Source organism: Streptomyces sp. NPDC004561 (assembly GCF_053602155.1).
Window position 1 is genome coordinate 1 of record NZ_JBSGDB010000195.1, and the last position, 15553, is coordinate 15553.

The following is a 15553-nucleotide window of genomic DNA, read 5'->3' on the forward strand; positions in this document are numbered from 1 at the left end:
GTGAAGACCACCGCCGCGCTGCCCCGGTAGTAGAGGTCGGTCAGGAACGCCGTCTGCTCGGTCCAGACGGTCTTGCCGTCGGCCGAGAAGCGCACCCCCCAGGACTCGGCGAGCTGCGCGACGATGAACAGGCCGCGTCCGCTCTCGTCGGTGGCGCGGGCGTGCCGCATGTGCGGCGCCGAGACACCGGAGTCGCTCACCTCGCAGGTCAGTGCGCGATCCATGATCAGACGCAGCTCCAGCGGAGCGTTGCCGTAGCGGAGCGCGTTGGTGACCAGCTCGCTGACGATCAGTTCGGTGCCGTAGGCGGTCTCGTCGTCCACGTCCCACTCGGCCAGTCGTGCCATGGCGAACTCGCGGGCCGCCGCAGCCGCGGTGAGTTCGCTGTCGAGTTCCCGTGTGGCGACCCGGTCGGAGGGGAAGGGGCGTGTGCGGACCAGCAGGAACACGACGCCCTCGGTCGCGACGTCGACCGGGAGGGTGCACAGGATGTCGTCGCACAGGCCCCGCAGCGTGGGGCCCGAGCCTGCCGGGGCCGCCCGGTGCAGGCCGGCGGCGACGGCGGTCAGGTGCGGGACCAGCGCCGGGGTGCCGGGGAAGGCGATCACGCTGTTCTCGGGAACCCGGACGGTCGTCGCGGCGAAGGGAGACCGGTCGGTGCTGCCCAGCCGTGGACCGGGCGTGTCGTCGAGCTCGTCGACGCTGCCGTCGGGTCCGACGACGATGGGCCCGGGATGGCCGGCCCGGGCGATGGTGCAGTCCCTGGTCAGCGGGTCGTACACGGCGTAGACGCAGCCGGCGCTGATGGACTCGGGAGCCGGCTCGTCGTCCTCGGGGAGCGATGCCCGTTCGGCCGTCAGCAACGTGGCCGTGTCGTTCAGGCGCGCGAGCAGGTCCTCGGGATCCAGGTCCAGGGAGGCCAGGGAGAGGATGGCGGTGCGCAGCTGGCCCATGGCCGCCGTCGCGTGGATGCCCCCTCCTGAGACGGATCCGGCGACCAGCGCGGTCCGGGCACCGGACAGGGGGATGGTGTCGAACCACGCGCTCCCCCCGGTGCCGGTGTGCGCGACGCCCTCCACCTCGAGCGCCGTCTGCGAAGCGGCGTTGAGCGGGGGCATGTGCTGCAGGACGGTCACGGCGACCGAGTGGTCCCGCGTGTAGCGGCGGGCGTTGTCGACGCACAGCGCGGTGTGCCGGGCGAGGTCGCGGGCGAGGCCGAGGTCGCTCTCGTCGTACGGGCGCGGCGAGGAGGTGCGGTAGAGGCTCACCAGTCCGATGGCCGAGTCCCGCAGTGCCAGGGGGGCGACGAGCAGGCTGTGCGCCTTGGTCGCGCGGATGGCCCGGCCGCGTGCCGGGTCGGCGTCCAGCCAGGACGGTTCGGGGGCGAGCGGAACGGCGCGGGGACGCAGGTCGACCAGGGCCTGGCTGAAGGGGGTCGGTTCGGGCAGGAGCGCCACGTGTCCCAGTGGGAGGGCCTGCGGCTGGTCCTCGCCGGCGCCGCTGCGGAAGCCGGCCCGCAGCATCGTCGGGCACGGGTCGAGGGGCGCCGGCGGGGGTTCGTCGCCCCTGACCACGGCGTCCACCAGCTCCACGACGGCGACGTCCGCGAAGCCCGGTACGAGCGTGTCGGCCAGTTCCTGGCAGGTCACGACCATGTCCAGGCTGCGGCCGACGCGCTCGCGCGCCCGGTCGAGAACGGCCAGCCGGGCCAGGGCCCGCTCCCGGTCGGTGACGTCGATGACGGTGATGGTGACGCCGAGCACCGCGCCCTCGGGGTTCAGGAGACGGAACGCGGACAGCTCGTAGAGGCGCTCCTCACCGTGGTGGGCCGGCGGCCGCGCGCGGAGGATCCGGCGTCTGACCGGTATGCCGGACGCCAGTACCGCGCGTACGAGAGTCTCGGCCGCCTCCGCCTCGACCACGTAGTGCGAGCCGGGGAACGTGCGGCCTATCAGTTGTTCCTCGCGCATGCCCTGCATGGCGGGTGTCGCGGTGTTGATGCGGACCACCCGGAGGTCGCTGTCGAGGACGGCGAGACCGACCGGCGCCTGGGTGAACAGCGCGTCGAGGGTCACCGCCCCGGCGTCGCGCTCGCCGGGTCCACCTCCATCGGCCATGGAAGTCGCCTCCTGTGCCGCCCTGTGCGTGCCCCGCAGCCGCGTCGACGGTCTTCCTTCCGGTCTACCCAGGCACCGAGTACCCGGCGACCGCGGACTGTGACAACGGCATCGTCGGGACCGGCTCCGGTACGGAGGGTCTTCGCGGGCGCGTCCCGGCTCGGCACCCGGCGCTCCCCCGGAGGACAATGGGAGGCCCCGGTGCGGGTGAGGTGGTGGCGATGCCCGCTTGGCATCTGCGCGACTATCACGACGACGATCTCGACCAGGCCATCCAGATATGGGACCAGAGCCGCCGGGCCGACGAGGACCGGGTCTTCCCGGTCTCCGAGGTGATGGCCGCGGCCAAGGACGGCCAGCCGGCGGTGGTCGCCGTGGTCGGCGACGAGCTGGTGGGCATGGTGGTGGCCCAGGCCCAGGGCAAGCGGGGGTGGGTCCTGCTGGTGGCGCTCGCCGCCCGCTGGCGCGAGCGCGGGATCGGCAGCGCTCTCCTCGCCGAGCTGGAACGGCGGCTGCGGGCGCTGGGCGTGCGCCACATCAGCGCGCTGCTGCCCGCGGGCGCCGCGGGCACGAAGGCGCTGGAGAACTCCGGCTACGGGTGCCGCGCCGACCTGGCCTACTTCGAGAAGCTCGAACCGCTCGGCGCCGCCAACGCCGACGTCCTCGCGGCGCTGGGCGGTCGCATGCTGCCGGAGGGGCTCTGGGACGCCATGGCCGGCATGGAGCGGGAGAAGCAGGTCGTCGAGCGCCGGGTGGTGCTCCCGCTGACGGAGCCGGCGCTGGCGGACCGCTACGGGGTCATCCCGCCCAAGGCGGTCATCCTGTTCGGCCCGCCGGGCACCGGGAAGACGAGCTTCGCCAAGGCGGTCGCCTCGCGTCTGAGCTGGCCGTTCGTTGAGCTGTTCCCGTCCCGGCTGGCCGCCGACACGAGCGAGGGGCTGGCCACGGCTCTGCGGGACGTCTTCGCCGACCTGGCGGAACTGGACTCGGTCGTCCTCTTCATCGACGAGGTCGAGGAGATCGCCGGCGCGCGCTCCGGCAAGGCGGTCGACCCCGGGCACGGGGTGACCAACGAGCTGCTCAAGCTCATCCCCGTCTTCCGCGAGCCCGACGCGCGGCTGCTGGTCTGCGCCACCAACTCGGTGCGCTCGCTGGACGCGGCGTTCCTGCGACCGGGCCGGTTCGACTACGTCATCCCCATCGGGCCGCCGGACCCGACCGCCCGGTCGGCGATCTGGACCCGCTATCTGCGGGCCGCCGGCGGCTCGGTGGACGTCGCCCGGCTGGTCGCGGCCAGCGAGCTGTTCACCCCGGCCGACATCGAGTTCGCCGCCCGCAAGGGCGCGCAGGCGGCGTTCGAGCGGGAGGTGGCGGATCGCCGGGGCCGGCCCGCCACCACCGAGGACTACCTGAACGCCATCGCCGACACCCGGCCGACGCTCACCGCCCTGGCGATCGAGGAGTTCACGCAGGACATCGAGAAGTACAGCAGGCTCTGAACCGGGCGGGGGAGGTCGCACGGCCGCCCTGGGCGCGGGGAACCGTGCCGTCGGTGCCCCGCGCCCGCGCCTCTCGTACGAAGGACCGGGTCAGATCGTCGCGGTGTCGATGACGAAGCGGTAGCGGACGTCGCTCGACAGGACCCGCTCGTAGGCCTCGTTGATCTCGGCCGCGCTGATCAGCTCGATCTCGGCGCCCAGTCCGTGCTCGGCGCAGAAGTCCAGCATCTCCTGGGTCTCCGGGATGCCGCCGATGCCGGAGCTGCTCATGCTGCGGCGGTTGCCGAACAGCGACTGGAGCACGATCTGCACCGGCTCCTCGGGCAGGCCGACGTTCACCATCGTGCCGTCCGTACGCAGCAGGGACAGGTAGGCGGCGAAGTCGAGCGGGGCCGAGACGGTGTTGAGGATGAGGTCGAACGTGCCCTTCAGGTCCTCGAAGGTCTTCGGGTCGCTGGTGGCCCGGTAGTCGTCGGCGCCCAGCTTCAGGCCGTCGTCCTTCTTGCGCAGCGACTGGGACAGGACGGTGACCTCGGCGCCGAGGGCGTGGGCGATCTTGACGCCCATGTGACCGAGCCCGCCGAGGCCGACGACGGCGACCTTCTTGCCGGGGCCGGTGTTCCAGTGCCGCAGCGGGGAGTAGGTGGTGATGCCGGCGCACAGCAGCGGGGCGGCGACGTCGAGGGAGAGTCCCTCGGGGATGCGGACGACGTAGTTCTCGTCGACGACGACCTTCTGGGCGTAGCCGCCGTAGGTGGGCTCGCCGTCCTTGCCGACGGCGTTGTACGTCCAGACGGGGCCCTTGGCGCAGTACTGCTGCAGGCCGGCCCTGCAGTTGTCGCACTCCCGGCAGGAGTCGACCATGCAGCCGACGCCCACGCGGTCGCCGACGGCGAACTTGGTCACACCGGGGCCGACCTCCGAGACGACGCCCGCGATCTCGTGGCCCGGGACCATCGGGAAGATCGCCTCGCCCCAGCCCTCGCGGGCCTGGTGGATGTCGGAGTGGCAGATGCCGGCGAACTTGATGTCGATCAGGACGTCGAACTCGCCGACCGCGCGTCGCTCGATGGTGGTCCGCTCCAGCGGGGCCTTCGCGGCGGGGGCGGCGTACGCGGCAACAGTGGTCATGGCGGGGTTCTCCCTAGCAGCTCTGTCCGTGCCCGGCTGCCTCACCGCCGGGCACTGTTCCAGCCTGCCTCAGGTCCCACATGTCACCCAGTCCACACCTCTGCGTACGACTGCCGTGCCTACCACTGGCGGGATCAGGCTGGTGGGCGTACGACCGGCGGGCACCACCGATACTGGCGGTATGGACGAACAGCCGGAAGCGGCCGCCCCCGGCCGGCCCCTGGACCGGCGGGCCGAGCTGAGCGAGTTCCTGCGCAGCAGGCGGGCGCGGCTGAAGCCGGAGGACGTGGGACTGCCCGACTTCGGCCGGCACCGCCGGGTGCCGGGGCTGCGCCGGGAGGAGCTGGCGCAGCTGGCCGGGGTGTCGGTGGCGTACTACACGCGGCTGGAGCAGGGCAACGGGCGGAACGTGTCGGCGGAGGTCCTCGGCTCGATCGCCCGCGCCCTGCGGCTGACGGACGCCGAGCACGCGCACCTCACCCACCTGGCCAGGCCGAAGTCGCACAAGAAGAAGCCGGCGGCGCGGCAGCAGCAGGTCCGCTCCGCGCTCCGGCAGCTGCTGGACACGATGGACGGCGTGCCGGCGTACGTCGTGGGCCGCCGCTCGGAGATCCTCGCCTGGAACCGCATGGCGGCGGCGGTCTTCGGCGACTGGGCGGAGCTGCCGGCGGCCGAGCGCAACTGGGCCCGGCTGGTGTTCCTGAAGCCCGAGTACCGCGAGCTGTTCGTCGACTGGGAGCAGAAGGCGATCGACATCGTCTGTGCGCTGCGCATGGACGCGGGCTGCTACCCGGACGACCCCCGGCTGTCCGCCCTGGTGGGCGAACTGTCGGTCAAGAGCGGGGAGTTCCGCCGGCTGTGGGCCACCCATGACGTCAAGGAGAAGAGCCACGGCCTCAAGCGCCTGCACCACCCCCTGGTGGGCGACCTCTCCCTGAACTTCGAGTCCTTCCGGCTGTCGGACGGCACGGACCAGTCCCTGGTGACGTACCACGCCGAGCCGGGCTCGCCCTCCGCCGAGTCCCTGCGTCTCCTGGCCAGCTGGGGCACGGACGCGACCCGCGCGGTGCCGTCGGTCTAGAGCCTGGCGGCCTAGTCCTCGACGCCGAGGTCGGCGCGCATCAGCCGCCGCATTGCGGTGAGCAGCGGATCCGCCTCCTTGAGGTCCACCAGTGCCTGCTCCGCGCTCTCGCCCTCCCGGGCCAGGTCGCGGTCGAGCCGCTTGACGACGGCGTCGATGCCGGCGAGCACCCCGTTGACGTCCCGGGAGGCGTCCAGGATCCGTTCGGGTACGACCATCTGCGCCTCGGCGTACCGGTCCCGGTACTCCCGCCGCGCCTCCTCCAGCTGCTCCCGTTCCTGGTCGGTGTAGACGCCGTCGCGAAGCCGGTGCAGGGCGTCCTTCAGGAGGGTGTGGAACTGCCGGGAGGCGCGGTTCATGTCGGTGTAGGCGGCCCGCCGTTCCTCGAAACCGCGCCTGTGCTCGGCCCGTTGGGCCTCGTCGGCCCGCTGCCGGTCGGAGTACCGCTGGCGGAGCACGGGCGCGAGCAGTGTCCCGAGGACCCCGACGACGGCTGTGATCATGGCGGTGACGGTCATGGGGGGACCATACGCCGAGGGACATGCCGGAGGATCGTCTCCGGCATGCCCCTCGGTTCCGCGCCTACTCGCCGTAGTACGCGTCGTGGATCGTGATCTCCGACGTGTTGCCCTGCCTGTCGGTGATCTTGGTGCGGAAGGAGACGGACCGGCCCTTCCCGGGGTTCTTCACGGTGATCCTTCCGCCCTTGACGGCCGCCTTCGTCCAGGTCCTGCCGTCGTAGGAGACGTACACCGCGAGGGACTTCAGGTTGCCGCCTGCGGCCGAGCCCTCGACGCTGACCGGGAAGGTGACCGTCCTGCCCGCGGCGACACGGCTGTCCAGGCCGGTCGTGGCGCCGAACACGAGCGTGGAGGCGGGGAGCTGGGTGGACTTCGCCGGCTGCCGGGACCGGAAGGTCCAGCTCGCGTCGATCCGCGAGGACGCCTCGGAGACCTTGGCCGACCGGGTGACCGACGTGGTCAGCCGGTACGCGGCGTCACCGGCCGGGACCTTGAAGGTCCCGCCGCCGAAGAGCGGGTCGTCGTTGGAGCCGACCTTGGCGCCGTCGCGGTACAGGGTGGTGTTCACCGAGGTGAAGTCGGAGTACCCGGCGTTCCTGGCGGAGTCGGCGAACAGCGGCAGCGAGCCGTAGATCTCGTTGCCGTCGCGGAAGAGCCCCATGCCGGCGCCGAGGTGCGGGCCGAAGACCGCGGTGTTGACCGTCCTGGTGTACGTCCTGCCGGCCTTGAAGCCGTGCTGGCCGAGCGAGTAGGCGGCGTCGGTGAGCGGGAAGCCGTCCTTGTCCTTGCCGCCGTTCTGGGTGAAGTCCAGCTCCCAGGACACCCCGCCGGTGGCGGACAGGTGCAGGGTGCGGGTGCCGGGCAGCTTCTGCGGGACGCTGACGGAGGAGGCGCCCGAGCTGTCGGGCAGCCAGCCGGAGGCGCTGACGGAACCGGTCTTGCCGCTCGCGGCGGCGCCGAGCCGGACCTTGACCGTGGCCAGGTCGTTCGCCCGGTAGTGCCTGGTGTAGCCGGTGGCGAGCTGCCTGACCGGGCCGCCGGCGGTGACGTCGTACTCGTCGGCCGCGCCCTTGGTCCAGTGGCCGTCCCACTGCTGGTACAGCGACCCGGCGGGCAGCTGCGGGCCCAGGTGGGCGGTACGGAAGTTCCGGTACGAGTCCAGGAACCAGCCGTAGCCGTACTGGCCGCCACCGATCGTGACGTCGTACCCCGGCGAGGCGAACCGCGACGTCACGCCCTTGGCCGGGACGGTGATGTCCACCGGCCTGGCCTTGCGGGCGTCGATGGTGATCGTCTGCTTCCCGGCGACGGTCAGCTTCGGCCGGGCGATCCAGTCGATGCCCCTGGAGGCGTCCTTCGGGGCGACGTAGACCGCCGTGTTGAGGATGTACGTGCCCTTCGGCGCGCGCACCCTCACCGTGCCGGACTTGTCGTACGGGTTGAACGAGACGCCGCTCGCCAGACCGGCCACGCCGCTCATGTCGGCGCCGTAGTACGGGGCGGGCTTGCCGTTCCGGCCGATGAACCTGAGCGTGACGTCGTACGACTCCACCTCGCGGGTCACCGCGGCGGCCGTGCGGACCGTCTGGCCGGCGCCGGTCGCCGTCACATAGGCGGAGTAGGCGCCGTCGACGGTGCCGCCCAGCCTGGTGTTCGCCGTCAGGTCCACGGACGCCCTGCCGTGGGCCGGGACCGTGACCTCGCCGGCGCCGAGCCTGAAGAAGCCCGCGGGGGCCGTCCGGCCCTTGGGGTCGGTGGCGGTGCTCGTCAGGCCGAGCGTGACGGCCTTGTCGCCGAGGTTGCGGTACGTCACCTTCCTGGTGACCGGCTTGTCGTCGGTGTGCGGCCACGCCTGCGTGCCGAAGTTCACCGACACCGGGTCGGCGATCACGGACTGCTTGATGGCCTTGTCGACCGCGATCCGGCCCGAACCCTGCTGGAACGCCGTGTACTTGCCGCCCTTGGCGGAGCCGGTGAGCGCGCCCTTCAGCTCGGCGTAGCCCCAGTCGGGGTGCTCCTGCTTCAGGATGGCGGCGGCGCCCGCGACGTGCGGGGTGGCCATCGAGGTGCCGGAGATGGTCAGGTAGCCGTCGGGCTTCTCGCCGACCTCCTGGTCGATGACGCTGCCCTTGGCCGCGGCGGCGGTGATGTCCACGCCCGGCGCGGTGACGTCCGGCTTGATGGCACCGTCGCCGATCCGCGGGCCGGTGGAGGAGAAGTCGGCGAGCCGGTCGCTCTTGTCGACGGCGCCGACGGTGAGCGCGGCGTCCGCGCTGCCCGGCGAACCGATCGACTGGGGGCCGTCGTTGCCCGCGGCGATCGCGAACAGCACGCCCTTCTGCGTGGAGAGCTTGTTCACCTCCGCCTCGAGCGGGTCGATCCCGGGGGTGTCGTAGCCGCCGAGGCTCAGGTTGACGACGGAGGCGCCCTGCGAGACGGCCCACTCCATGCCGGCGAGGATGCCGGAGTCGTCACCGGAGCCGGTGTCGTCCAGGACCTTGCCGTTGAGGATCTTGGCGTCCGGGGCCACACCCCGGTACTTGCCGCCGGACCTGGCGCCGGTGCCCGCCACGATGGAGGCGACGTGCGTGCCGTGGCCGAAGTGGTCGGTGGCGTCGGCGGCGGAGGTGAAGTTCCTGGACTCGATCACCTGGTCCTTGAGGTCCGGGTGGCTGGTGTCCACGCCCGTGTCGAGGACGGCGACCTTCACGCCCTTGCCGGTGTAGCCGGCCTTCCACGCGACCGGGGCGCCGATCTGCGGCACGGACTTGTCGAGGGCGGCCTTGCGGACGCCGTCGAGCCAGACGTGCGCGATGCCGGAGGCGGCCCGGTCGCCGCTGGTGACCGCGCGCCACAGTCCGGCGGTGTCCTTGACCGGGGTCTGCACGGCGTCCGCGTTCAGCGCCTTCAGGCTGTGGCGCAGGCTGCCCGCCTGCCGGATGCCGGCCCTGGCGGCGGTGGCCGCGCCGTCGTAGCCGACGATGACCTTCAGGCCGTCCTTCTGGTCCTTGCGGGTGACGGCCCTGTTCAGCTCGGTGATGTCGAACAGGCGCTGGTCCAGCGTGCCGGAGGCCACCAGGCGGGCCGCGTCGGCGGGGACGACCAGCGTGTGTCCGCCGGTCCTGCGGACCTGGAAGGGTATGTGCTCGCGCCCCTCGGCCCGCTCCAGGCCGACGACCCGGCCCTTGGCGTCCAGGGCGACACGGTCACCGGTGATGAGGGTGACGTGGGTCCTCGCGGTGAGCGAGGACGCGACGGCCGAGGGCGCTTGCGTGGTCTTCGCCGACGCCGGGCTGGTCATACCCGCTGCGAGAGCGACGGCCGCGGCCGCTGCCACCGTGGCCGCGGCCGCTCTTTTCAGTTGTCTGCGCAAGATCTCCCCCTGGAGATGGAGTGCCGGGCGAATTCCCCGTTCACCCGGCCGGGGGAAGGCTCGTACGTATGCACGTCGGCCCCCCGGATCACGCAGTATGCCGGGGGGTGATCAGACGTCTCAATAGACGAGAGGAGGGTAAGAAGGCGGTTCGGAAACTGTTACCCGGCGGGCGGGTCACTGTTACAGAACCGCGAAGTTCCGTCCGCGCGAGGGGAGTTGTACGCCCTCAGGCGCCGGCGTTCTCCTTCACGGTTATCCGGCCCTTGCGGATGGTGGCCACCCGTGGGGCCTTCTTCGCGAGCGCGGAATCGTGGGTGACCATGACGAAGGTCAACCCGTGCTCCTTCCACAGGCGTTCGAGCACGTCCATGATCTCGTCGCGCATGCCCTCGTCGAGGTTGCCGGTCGGCTCGTCGGCGAGCAGCACCTTGGGCTTCTTCACCAGGGCGCGGGCGATGGCGACGCGCTGCTGCTGGCCGCCGGACATCTCCGAGGGCAGATGGGCGAGGCGCTCGCCGAGGCCGACCGATTTCAGTGCGTCGGCGGCCAGTTCGCGCCGCTCCTTCACCTTGATGCCGAGGGGTACGAGGGCCGTCTCCACGTTCTCCTGGGCGGTGAGCGTGGGGATGAGGTTGAAGGACTGGAAGACGAAGCCGATGTTCTCGCTGCGCACCCTGGTCAGCCGCGCCTCGTTCAGCTTGGCCAGGTCGGTGCCGTCCAGGACCACTTCGCCGGAGGTGGGGCGGTCGAGGCCGCCGAGCATCTGGAGCAGGGTCGACTTGCCGCCGCCGGTGGGGCCCTGGATGACGAGGCGGTCGCCGTCGGGGATGGTGAGGTCGACTCCGTCGAGGGCCTGGACGGTGTCCTTGCCCCGGGTGTAGCGCTTGGTCACGTTCCTGAGTTCGTACATGGTGGCTCCTGGCTGGGGTTCGGGTGGTTGCGCGTCGTCGTCCGCCGCGGATCCGTAGGGCCGGTCGCGCAGTTGCCCGCGCCCTCGGGTCCGTCCACCCGGCTACTCGACGCGCCGCAGGGCGTCCGCCGGACGCAGCCGGGAGGCCCGCCAGCCGCCGAAGGCGCCCGCGATCAGGCCTCCCGCCACGGCCAGGCCCACCGCCAGGGCGATCGTCGTGACGCTGACCGGTGCCGTCAGGGCTACCTCCAGGGACTTCGCCGCCTGCCGGCCGGGGCCGCCGAAGCCCCCGCCGAAGCCACCGCCACCGGGACCGCCGCCGAATCCGCCGCTCCCGCTGGCGCCGCCCAGTTGCGCCTGGAGCGTCGGGCTGACGGCGGTGACGGCGTACGCGCCGGCCAGGCCGAGCGCGATGCCGAGGGCGCCGCCCACCAGGCCGTTGACCATGGCCTCGCCGACCACCTGCCGGGTCACCCGGCCCGACTTCCAGCCCAGCGCCTTCAGGGTGCCGAACTCGCGGACCCGGCGGGAGACCGCCGAGGAGGTGAGCAGACCCGCGACCAGGAACGCGGCCACCAGCACCGCGATGGACAGCCACCTGCCCACCTTGGTGGCGAGCGAGGAGGCGGTCGAGAGGGAGCCCGAGACCGTCTTGGCGAGGTCGGAGGAGGTGGTGACCGTCGTACCGGAGACGTTCTTCTGGATGGCGCTCTTGACGGAGTCGATCCGCTGGGAGTCGGTCGCCTTGACGTAGATCGTGGTGACCTTGTTCTTCTCGTCCGCGAGGGTCTGCGCCTGCTTCAGCGGGATGTACAGGTCGGCCGCCGAGTCACCGCTGTCGGCGGTGGCGACGCCGATCACCGTGAACTCGGTGCCCTTGATGGTGACGGTGGAACCGACCTTGTACTTCTTCTCCTTGGCGTACGCCGAGTCGGCCACGGCCACCTTGGCGTCGGTCTCGCCGGCTCTGAAGGTACGGCCGCCGGTGATCCTGGAGGAGGTCAGCGGGCCGAGCCCGGTCTTCGTGACGTCGGTGCCGTAGACCGTGTACTGGTTGATGCCGAAGTCGGCGCCGCCGCCCTTGACCTCGCCCTGCGGCTGGCCGGTGCCGCCGCCGCGCCGGAAGCCGCCGCTGCCGCCGTTCTGCTGGAACTGGCCGCGGGTGAACTGGCCGCTGACCTTGACCACGCTGAGGTTCAGCCCGCCGACGGCCGACGACACGCCCTGCTGGCCGGCTACCTCGGTGACGGTCGAGGAGGCGAGGGTGGTGAAGCCCTGCACCCGGACCCGGTCGCTGCTCTGGGAGGACTTGTCGTCGTTGTTCCGCGCGCCGAACTGGAAGCGGGGCTGCTGGGCACCGGCGGCGGCCGGCGTGGCCGCCTTGGTGACCGTCATGTCCGTGCCCAGGCCGTACAGCGACTGCAGGACCTTGTCCTGGGCCTTCCCCATGCCGCTGGACACGGAGTTGACCACGATGACCAGCGCGATGCCCAGCGCGAGCCCGGAGGCGACGACGAGGGCCGCCTTTCTGCGGCGGCGCAGTTCGCGCCTCAGGTAGGTGAAGAACATGGCCCGCAAGCTAGGGACGCACCGTGACGACACCCTAAGGCCGGCATAAAAGAAGCATGAGAAGGCTGCGGCCGGGTGCAGCGGGGCCCCGGAAACACCGATGCCGCCCCTGGGGGCGGCACCGGCGAAGCCGTGGACGGGATGTCAGACGGCCGAACCGGCCTTCCACTGGGACCAGTCCATGTTCCAGCCGTTGAGGCCGTTGTCCGGCGCGACCGTCTTGTCGCCGGTGTTCTGGACGACCACGACGTCGCCGACCAGCGAGTGGCCGTAGAACCACGCGGCCGGCGTGTTCGGGTCGCCCGCGCCCTTGACGTCCTGCAGGCCGACGCAGCCGTGGCTGGTGTTGACGCTGCCGAACACCGAGGGGGCGCCCCAGTAGTTGCCGTGGATGAAGGTGCCGGAGTTGGTCAGGCGCATGGCGTGCGGCACGTCCTTGATGTCGTACTCGCCCTTGCCGTCGGAGTCCTTGAAGCCGACCGTCGCGCCGTTCATCCGGGTCTGGGTGAACTTCTCGGAGATCACCATCTGGCCCTCGTACGTGGTGTGCTCGGGGGCGCCCGCGGAGATCGGGATGGTCTTGACGACCTTGCCGTCCTGCGTGATCTTCATCTGCTTGGACTTGGCGTCGACGTACGAGACCTGGTTGCGGCCGATGTGGAAGGTGACCGTCTTCTGCTGGACGCCGTGGAGGCCGGGCGCACCCTCGACGCCGTCGAGCGCCAGCTTCAGCGTGACGGTGGAACCCTCCTTCCAGTACTGCTCCGGGCGGCAGTCCATACGGTTGGCGTTGAACCAGTGGCAGGCGACCTCCTGGCCGCTGCTGGACGTGACCGTGACGCCCTTCTGCACGGCCGCCTTGTTGCTGATCGCCTTGTCGAAGTTGACCGAGACCGGCATGCCGACGCCGACGGTCGAGCCGTCGTCCGGGGTGAAGGTGCCGATGAAGCTGTTGGCCGGGGAGACCGTGGTGAAGGACGCGTTCTCGTGGGCTATGCGGCCCTTGGAGTCCTTGGCCTCCGCCGCGACCTTGTAGGTGGTGGAGCGCTGCAGCTGGAGGGTCGGCTTCCAGCTGCTCTTGTCGGCGGAGAGCTGGCCGGCGACGGCTTTGCCGTCCCCGGTCGTCATCGTGACACCGGTCAGCGTGCCTTTGCTGACCGTGACGGTGGCGGAGTTGTTGATCGACGCGTTGTCGGAGCCGTCCTTGGGCGTGATCGTGATCTGCGCCTCCGACGACTTCTTGGCCGCGGCCGCGTCGGCCTGGGCCTGCGAGGAGTCGCCGTTGCCGCCGGCCGACGCTTTGCTGCCGCCGGAACACGCCGAGAGCGCCAGCACACCGCCGAGCAGAGCGGACGCGGCCATCAGGCCCCTGCGCCGCTTACTGTCCGTCATCACAAACTTCTCCATCGTTGCCGAGTCGCGATAACCCCGAGAGTCCCCCGCAAGAACCTTCAACGGTACGGCCGTGCCGTCCCGTTCCACATCCGGTGGATCTGTGGGGCACACCACGTCCGCCGCGGCGGACGGTGCGGGGTCCGGTCCGCCCCCCCCCGGGACGACGAGACCCCGGACGGCGGTTGCCGTCCGGGGTCAGGAGTGCCCCGGGAGGCTCAGCCGATGCCGTCCTCTTCGTCGTCCTGCCCATCATCCTCGTCCAGTTCCCAGTCGGGCGAGTCCGGGTCGTAGTCGATCCGCTCGCTGGACCAGGAGGCCTGCTGGAGTTCCACCCCGGGCACCTCACTGACCAGGTCGAAAGGATCCACGAGATAGGCGAGGGCCTCCGCGGTGTCTTCCGTCACAGCGCCTTCGGCGTGGCTGCGTTCCGCCTCCGGCAGCTCCGAATCCCGCGCGAGCCGGCGCAGCGCGGCCTTGGTCACCTCGTCCTCGTCCTGCACCTCGACGACCAGCTCCACACGAAGCCGTACAAAACGTGATGTCTCTTCAGCGCTCATGACGGGAGCGTACGGCCGAAACCTCCCGTGACTTTCCTGTGACCCGCGCCTTTCACTAACATCGCCCCACACGGCCAATTCGCCAGCGTCACAAGGGGATCGATATTCCGTGTCATCCGCTCGCCGTCCGCTGCTGACCGCCACCGCCGCGGGCACCCTGCTCTGCGCCCTGTGGTTCGTCCCGTCCGCGCACGCGTCACAGGACGCCCCCGCGAGAGACACGGCGTCCGCATACGCCTCGACGCCGGTCCTGCAGCAGGCCAGGGCGGTTTCGCTCGGGACCACCGAGGCCGGGCAGGATGCGGCGGACAACCCCGAACTCGCCGACACCGGAGGCCCCGACACCACTCCGTACGTCGTCGGCGGCACCCTGTTCCTCGCGGTGGGCGCCGGTTTCGTGGTGTATTCGGTGCGCCGGGAACGCCTGGGCTTTTAATTTCCCTTGACTCGGCCTTGACGATTCGCGCAGAGTGCGCCCATGAAGAGATCATCGGGCGCGCGGCTGTGCGCCACCGCCGTCGTGGGCGCCCTGTCGCTCGTCCTCGTCACGGGCTGTTCCGACGGCGGCGCGAAGGACTCGGGGAACGCGGGCAAAGACGCGGCCGGGCCGGCCGCGAAGGCGCTGAGCGCCGCGGAGTTGAAGAACCTGATCGTCGCCGCGGACGAGGTGCCCGGCTTCAAGGTCGGAGCCGTGCCGGCCGGTCGCGCCAAGCCGATCACGACCGACAGCGCCGAGTGCCGTCCGCTGGCCCGTGTCCTGAGCGGGCTCCCGCCGGTCGGCACCGCGGCCCGCACCGACCGCATGGCGACGGAGAACCAGAGGAAGCGGCCCACGTCCGACCCGACGTCCCTGGACGACCTGTCCGGGGGCAAGTTCGAGGACGCGTTGAAGAAGTCCCTGGACCGGGACGTCACCACGGTCACCCTGTCCTCGTACGACGGGGACGGCGCCGAGAAGGCGCTCAAGTCGGTGGCCGACGCCGTGCGCGCCTGCGCCGGCGGCTTCTCGGGCCAACAGGCCGGAACCAAGGTGAAGTTCACCAAGGTCGCCGAGGAGAGGTCCGTGGGCGCCGGGGACGGATCGGTGGCGTTCACCGCGACCAGCGACTCGGACGACGGGGACTCGGCGCCCGTCCACGCCGAGGTGGACCGGCACGGGAACAACCTGTCCGGCTACTTCACGGTGAACCTCGGCGCGATGATGGCCAAGAAGGGGTACGCGGTGTCGCCGGCGGTCGTGAAGGCCCAGGAGGCCAAGCTCAAGTGACGTTTCGGGGGCCCTGTCCGACGACAGGGCCCCCTCCTTCCTTCCGTTCCCCCTGCGGGGTCCGTGCCGTGCCCTACAGCAGCGGGCCGGTGACCGTCTCGGCGGCCGCCACCAGGTGACCGCCGCGCAC

General features: G+C 71.2%; 12 protein-coding genes. 4 read left to right on the forward strand and 8 right to left on the reverse strand.

What is annotated here, in order from left to right; genetic code table 11:
• The coding region (locus ACWEN3_RS24260; protein WP_452974678.1) for a SpoIIE family protein phosphatase at positions 1 to 2117 on the reverse strand (2117 nt) is incomplete at its 3' end.
• Between the two features lie 212 nt (positions 2118 to 2329).
• On the opposite strand from ACWEN3_RS24260, the gene ACWEN3_RS24265 reads away from it, so the two are divergent.
• On the forward strand, positions 2330 to 3616 hold the full coding sequence (locus tag ACWEN3_RS24265) for an ATP-binding protein (protein ID WP_452974710.1): 1287 nt from the start codon (positions 2330 to 2332) through the stop codon (positions 3614 to 3616).
• A 90-nt stretch (positions 3617 to 3706) separates the two neighbouring features.
• Here the strand turns inward: ACWEN3_RS24265 and ACWEN3_RS24270 are convergent, their stop codons facing one another.
• The gene (locus ACWEN3_RS24270) at positions 3707 to 4747 is read right to left on the reverse strand and encodes an NAD(P)-dependent alcohol dehydrogenase (protein WP_452974681.1); all 1041 of its coding nucleotides are present in this window, start codon (positions 4745 to 4747) and stop codon (positions 3707 to 3709) included.
• 181 nt (positions 4748 to 4928) lie between these two features.
• Here ACWEN3_RS24270 and ACWEN3_RS24275 point away from each other — a divergent pair, with 181 nt between their 5' ends.
• Positions 4929 to 5828, forward strand: a complete 900-nt coding sequence (locus tag ACWEN3_RS24275) for a helix-turn-helix domain-containing protein (RefSeq protein ID WP_452974684.1) — start codon at positions 4929 to 4931, stop codon at positions 5826 to 5828.
• Positions 5829 to 5839: 11 nt separating this feature from the next.
• On the opposite strand, the gene ACWEN3_RS24280 is transcribed toward ACWEN3_RS24275, so the two are convergent.
• The 6 genes from ACWEN3_RS24280 to ACWEN3_RS24305 all read right to left on the reverse strand — a co-directional run bounded on the left by ACWEN3_RS24280 (position 5840) and on the right by ACWEN3_RS24305 (position 14156).
• Positions 5840 to 6346 carry a hypothetical protein gene (locus ACWEN3_RS24280; RefSeq protein ID WP_452974687.1) on the reverse strand — a complete coding sequence of 169 codons (507 nt, stop codon included), beginning with the start codon at positions 6344 to 6346 and terminating at the stop codon, positions 5840 to 5842.
• A gap of 64 nt (positions 6347 to 6410) precedes the next feature.
• A complete protein-coding gene (locus ACWEN3_RS24285) occupies positions 6411 to 9650 on the reverse strand; it encodes a S8 family peptidase (protein ID WP_452974690.1) in 3240 nt (1079 codons plus the stop codon).
• A gap of 301 nt (positions 9651 to 9951) precedes the next feature.
• The gene (locus tag ACWEN3_RS24290) at positions 9952 to 10635 is read right to left on the reverse strand and encodes an ABC transporter ATP-binding protein (RefSeq protein WP_452974692.1); all 684 of its coding nucleotides are present in this window, start codon (positions 10633 to 10635) and stop codon (positions 9952 to 9954) included.
• Positions 10636 to 10737: 102 nt separating this feature from the next.
• Positions 10738 to 12204, reverse strand: a complete 1467-nt coding sequence (locus ACWEN3_RS24295) for an ABC transporter permease (RefSeq protein WP_452974695.1) — start codon at positions 12202 to 12204, stop codon at positions 10738 to 10740.
• A 144-nt stretch (positions 12205 to 12348) separates the two neighbouring features.
• Positions 12349 to 13596, reverse strand: coding sequence for a L,D-transpeptidase (locus tag ACWEN3_RS24300; protein ID WP_452974698.1), 1248 nt, complete (start codon positions 13594 to 13596; stop codon positions 12349 to 12351).
• Between the two features lie 218 nt (positions 13597 to 13814).
• The gene (locus ACWEN3_RS24305; RefSeq protein WP_452974701.1) at positions 13815 to 14156 is read right to left on the reverse strand and encodes a hypothetical protein; all 342 of its coding nucleotides are present in this window, start codon (positions 14154 to 14156) and stop codon (positions 13815 to 13817) included.
• Positions 14157 to 14265: 109 nt separating this feature from the next.
• On the opposite strand from ACWEN3_RS24305, the gene ACWEN3_RS24310 reads away from it, so the two are divergent.
• Complete coding sequence (locus tag ACWEN3_RS24310; protein ID WP_452974704.1) at positions 14266 to 14592, forward strand: LAETG motif-containing sortase-dependent surface protein; 327 nt, start codon at positions 14266 to 14268, stop codon at positions 14590 to 14592.
• Positions 14593 to 14634: 42 nt separating this feature from the next.
• Positions 14635 to 15423: a hypothetical protein gene (locus tag ACWEN3_RS24315; RefSeq protein ID WP_452974707.1), complete on the forward strand. Its 789-nt coding sequence runs from the start codon at positions 14635 to 14637 to the stop codon at positions 15421 to 15423.
• Positions 15424 to 15553 lie beyond the last annotated feature (130 nt).

Bases quoted from the DNA above. Each gene is read 5' to 3' on its own strand.
- ACWEN3_RS24280 (WP_452974687.1), bottom strand. From the start codon at position 6,346: ATGACCGTCACCGCCATGATCACAGCCGTCGTCGGGGTCCTCGGGACA.
- ACWEN3_RS24305 (WP_452974701.1), bottom strand. From the start codon at position 14,156: ATGAGCGCTGAAGAGACATCACGTTTTGTACGGCTTCGTGTGGAGCTG.
- ACWEN3_RS24300 (WP_452974698.1), bottom strand. From the start codon at position 13,596: ATGACGGACAGTAAGCGGCGCAGGGGCCTGATGGCCGCGTCCGCTCTG.
- ACWEN3_RS24315 (WP_452974707.1), top strand. From the start codon at position 14,635: ATGAAGAGATCATCGGGCGCGCGGCTGTGCGCCACCGCCGTCGTGGGC.
- ACWEN3_RS24290 (WP_452974692.1), bottom strand. From the start codon at position 10,635: ATGTACGAACTCAGGAACGTGACCAAGCGCTACACCCGGGGCAAGGAC.
- ACWEN3_RS24275 (WP_452974684.1), top strand. From the start codon at position 4,929: ATGGACGAACAGCCGGAAGCGGCCGCCCCCGGCCGGCCCCTGGACCGG.
- ACWEN3_RS24285 (WP_452974690.1), bottom strand. From the start codon at position 9,650: ATGACCAGCCCGGCGTCGGCGAAGACCACGCAAGCGCCCTCGGCCGTC.
- ACWEN3_RS24270 (WP_452974681.1), bottom strand. From the start codon at position 4,747: ATGACCACTGTTGCCGCGTACGCCGCCCCCGCCGCGAAGGCCCCGCTG.
- ACWEN3_RS24295 (WP_452974695.1), bottom strand. From the start codon at position 12,204: ATGTTCTTCACCTACCTGAGGCGCGAACTGCGCCGCCGCAGAAAGGCG.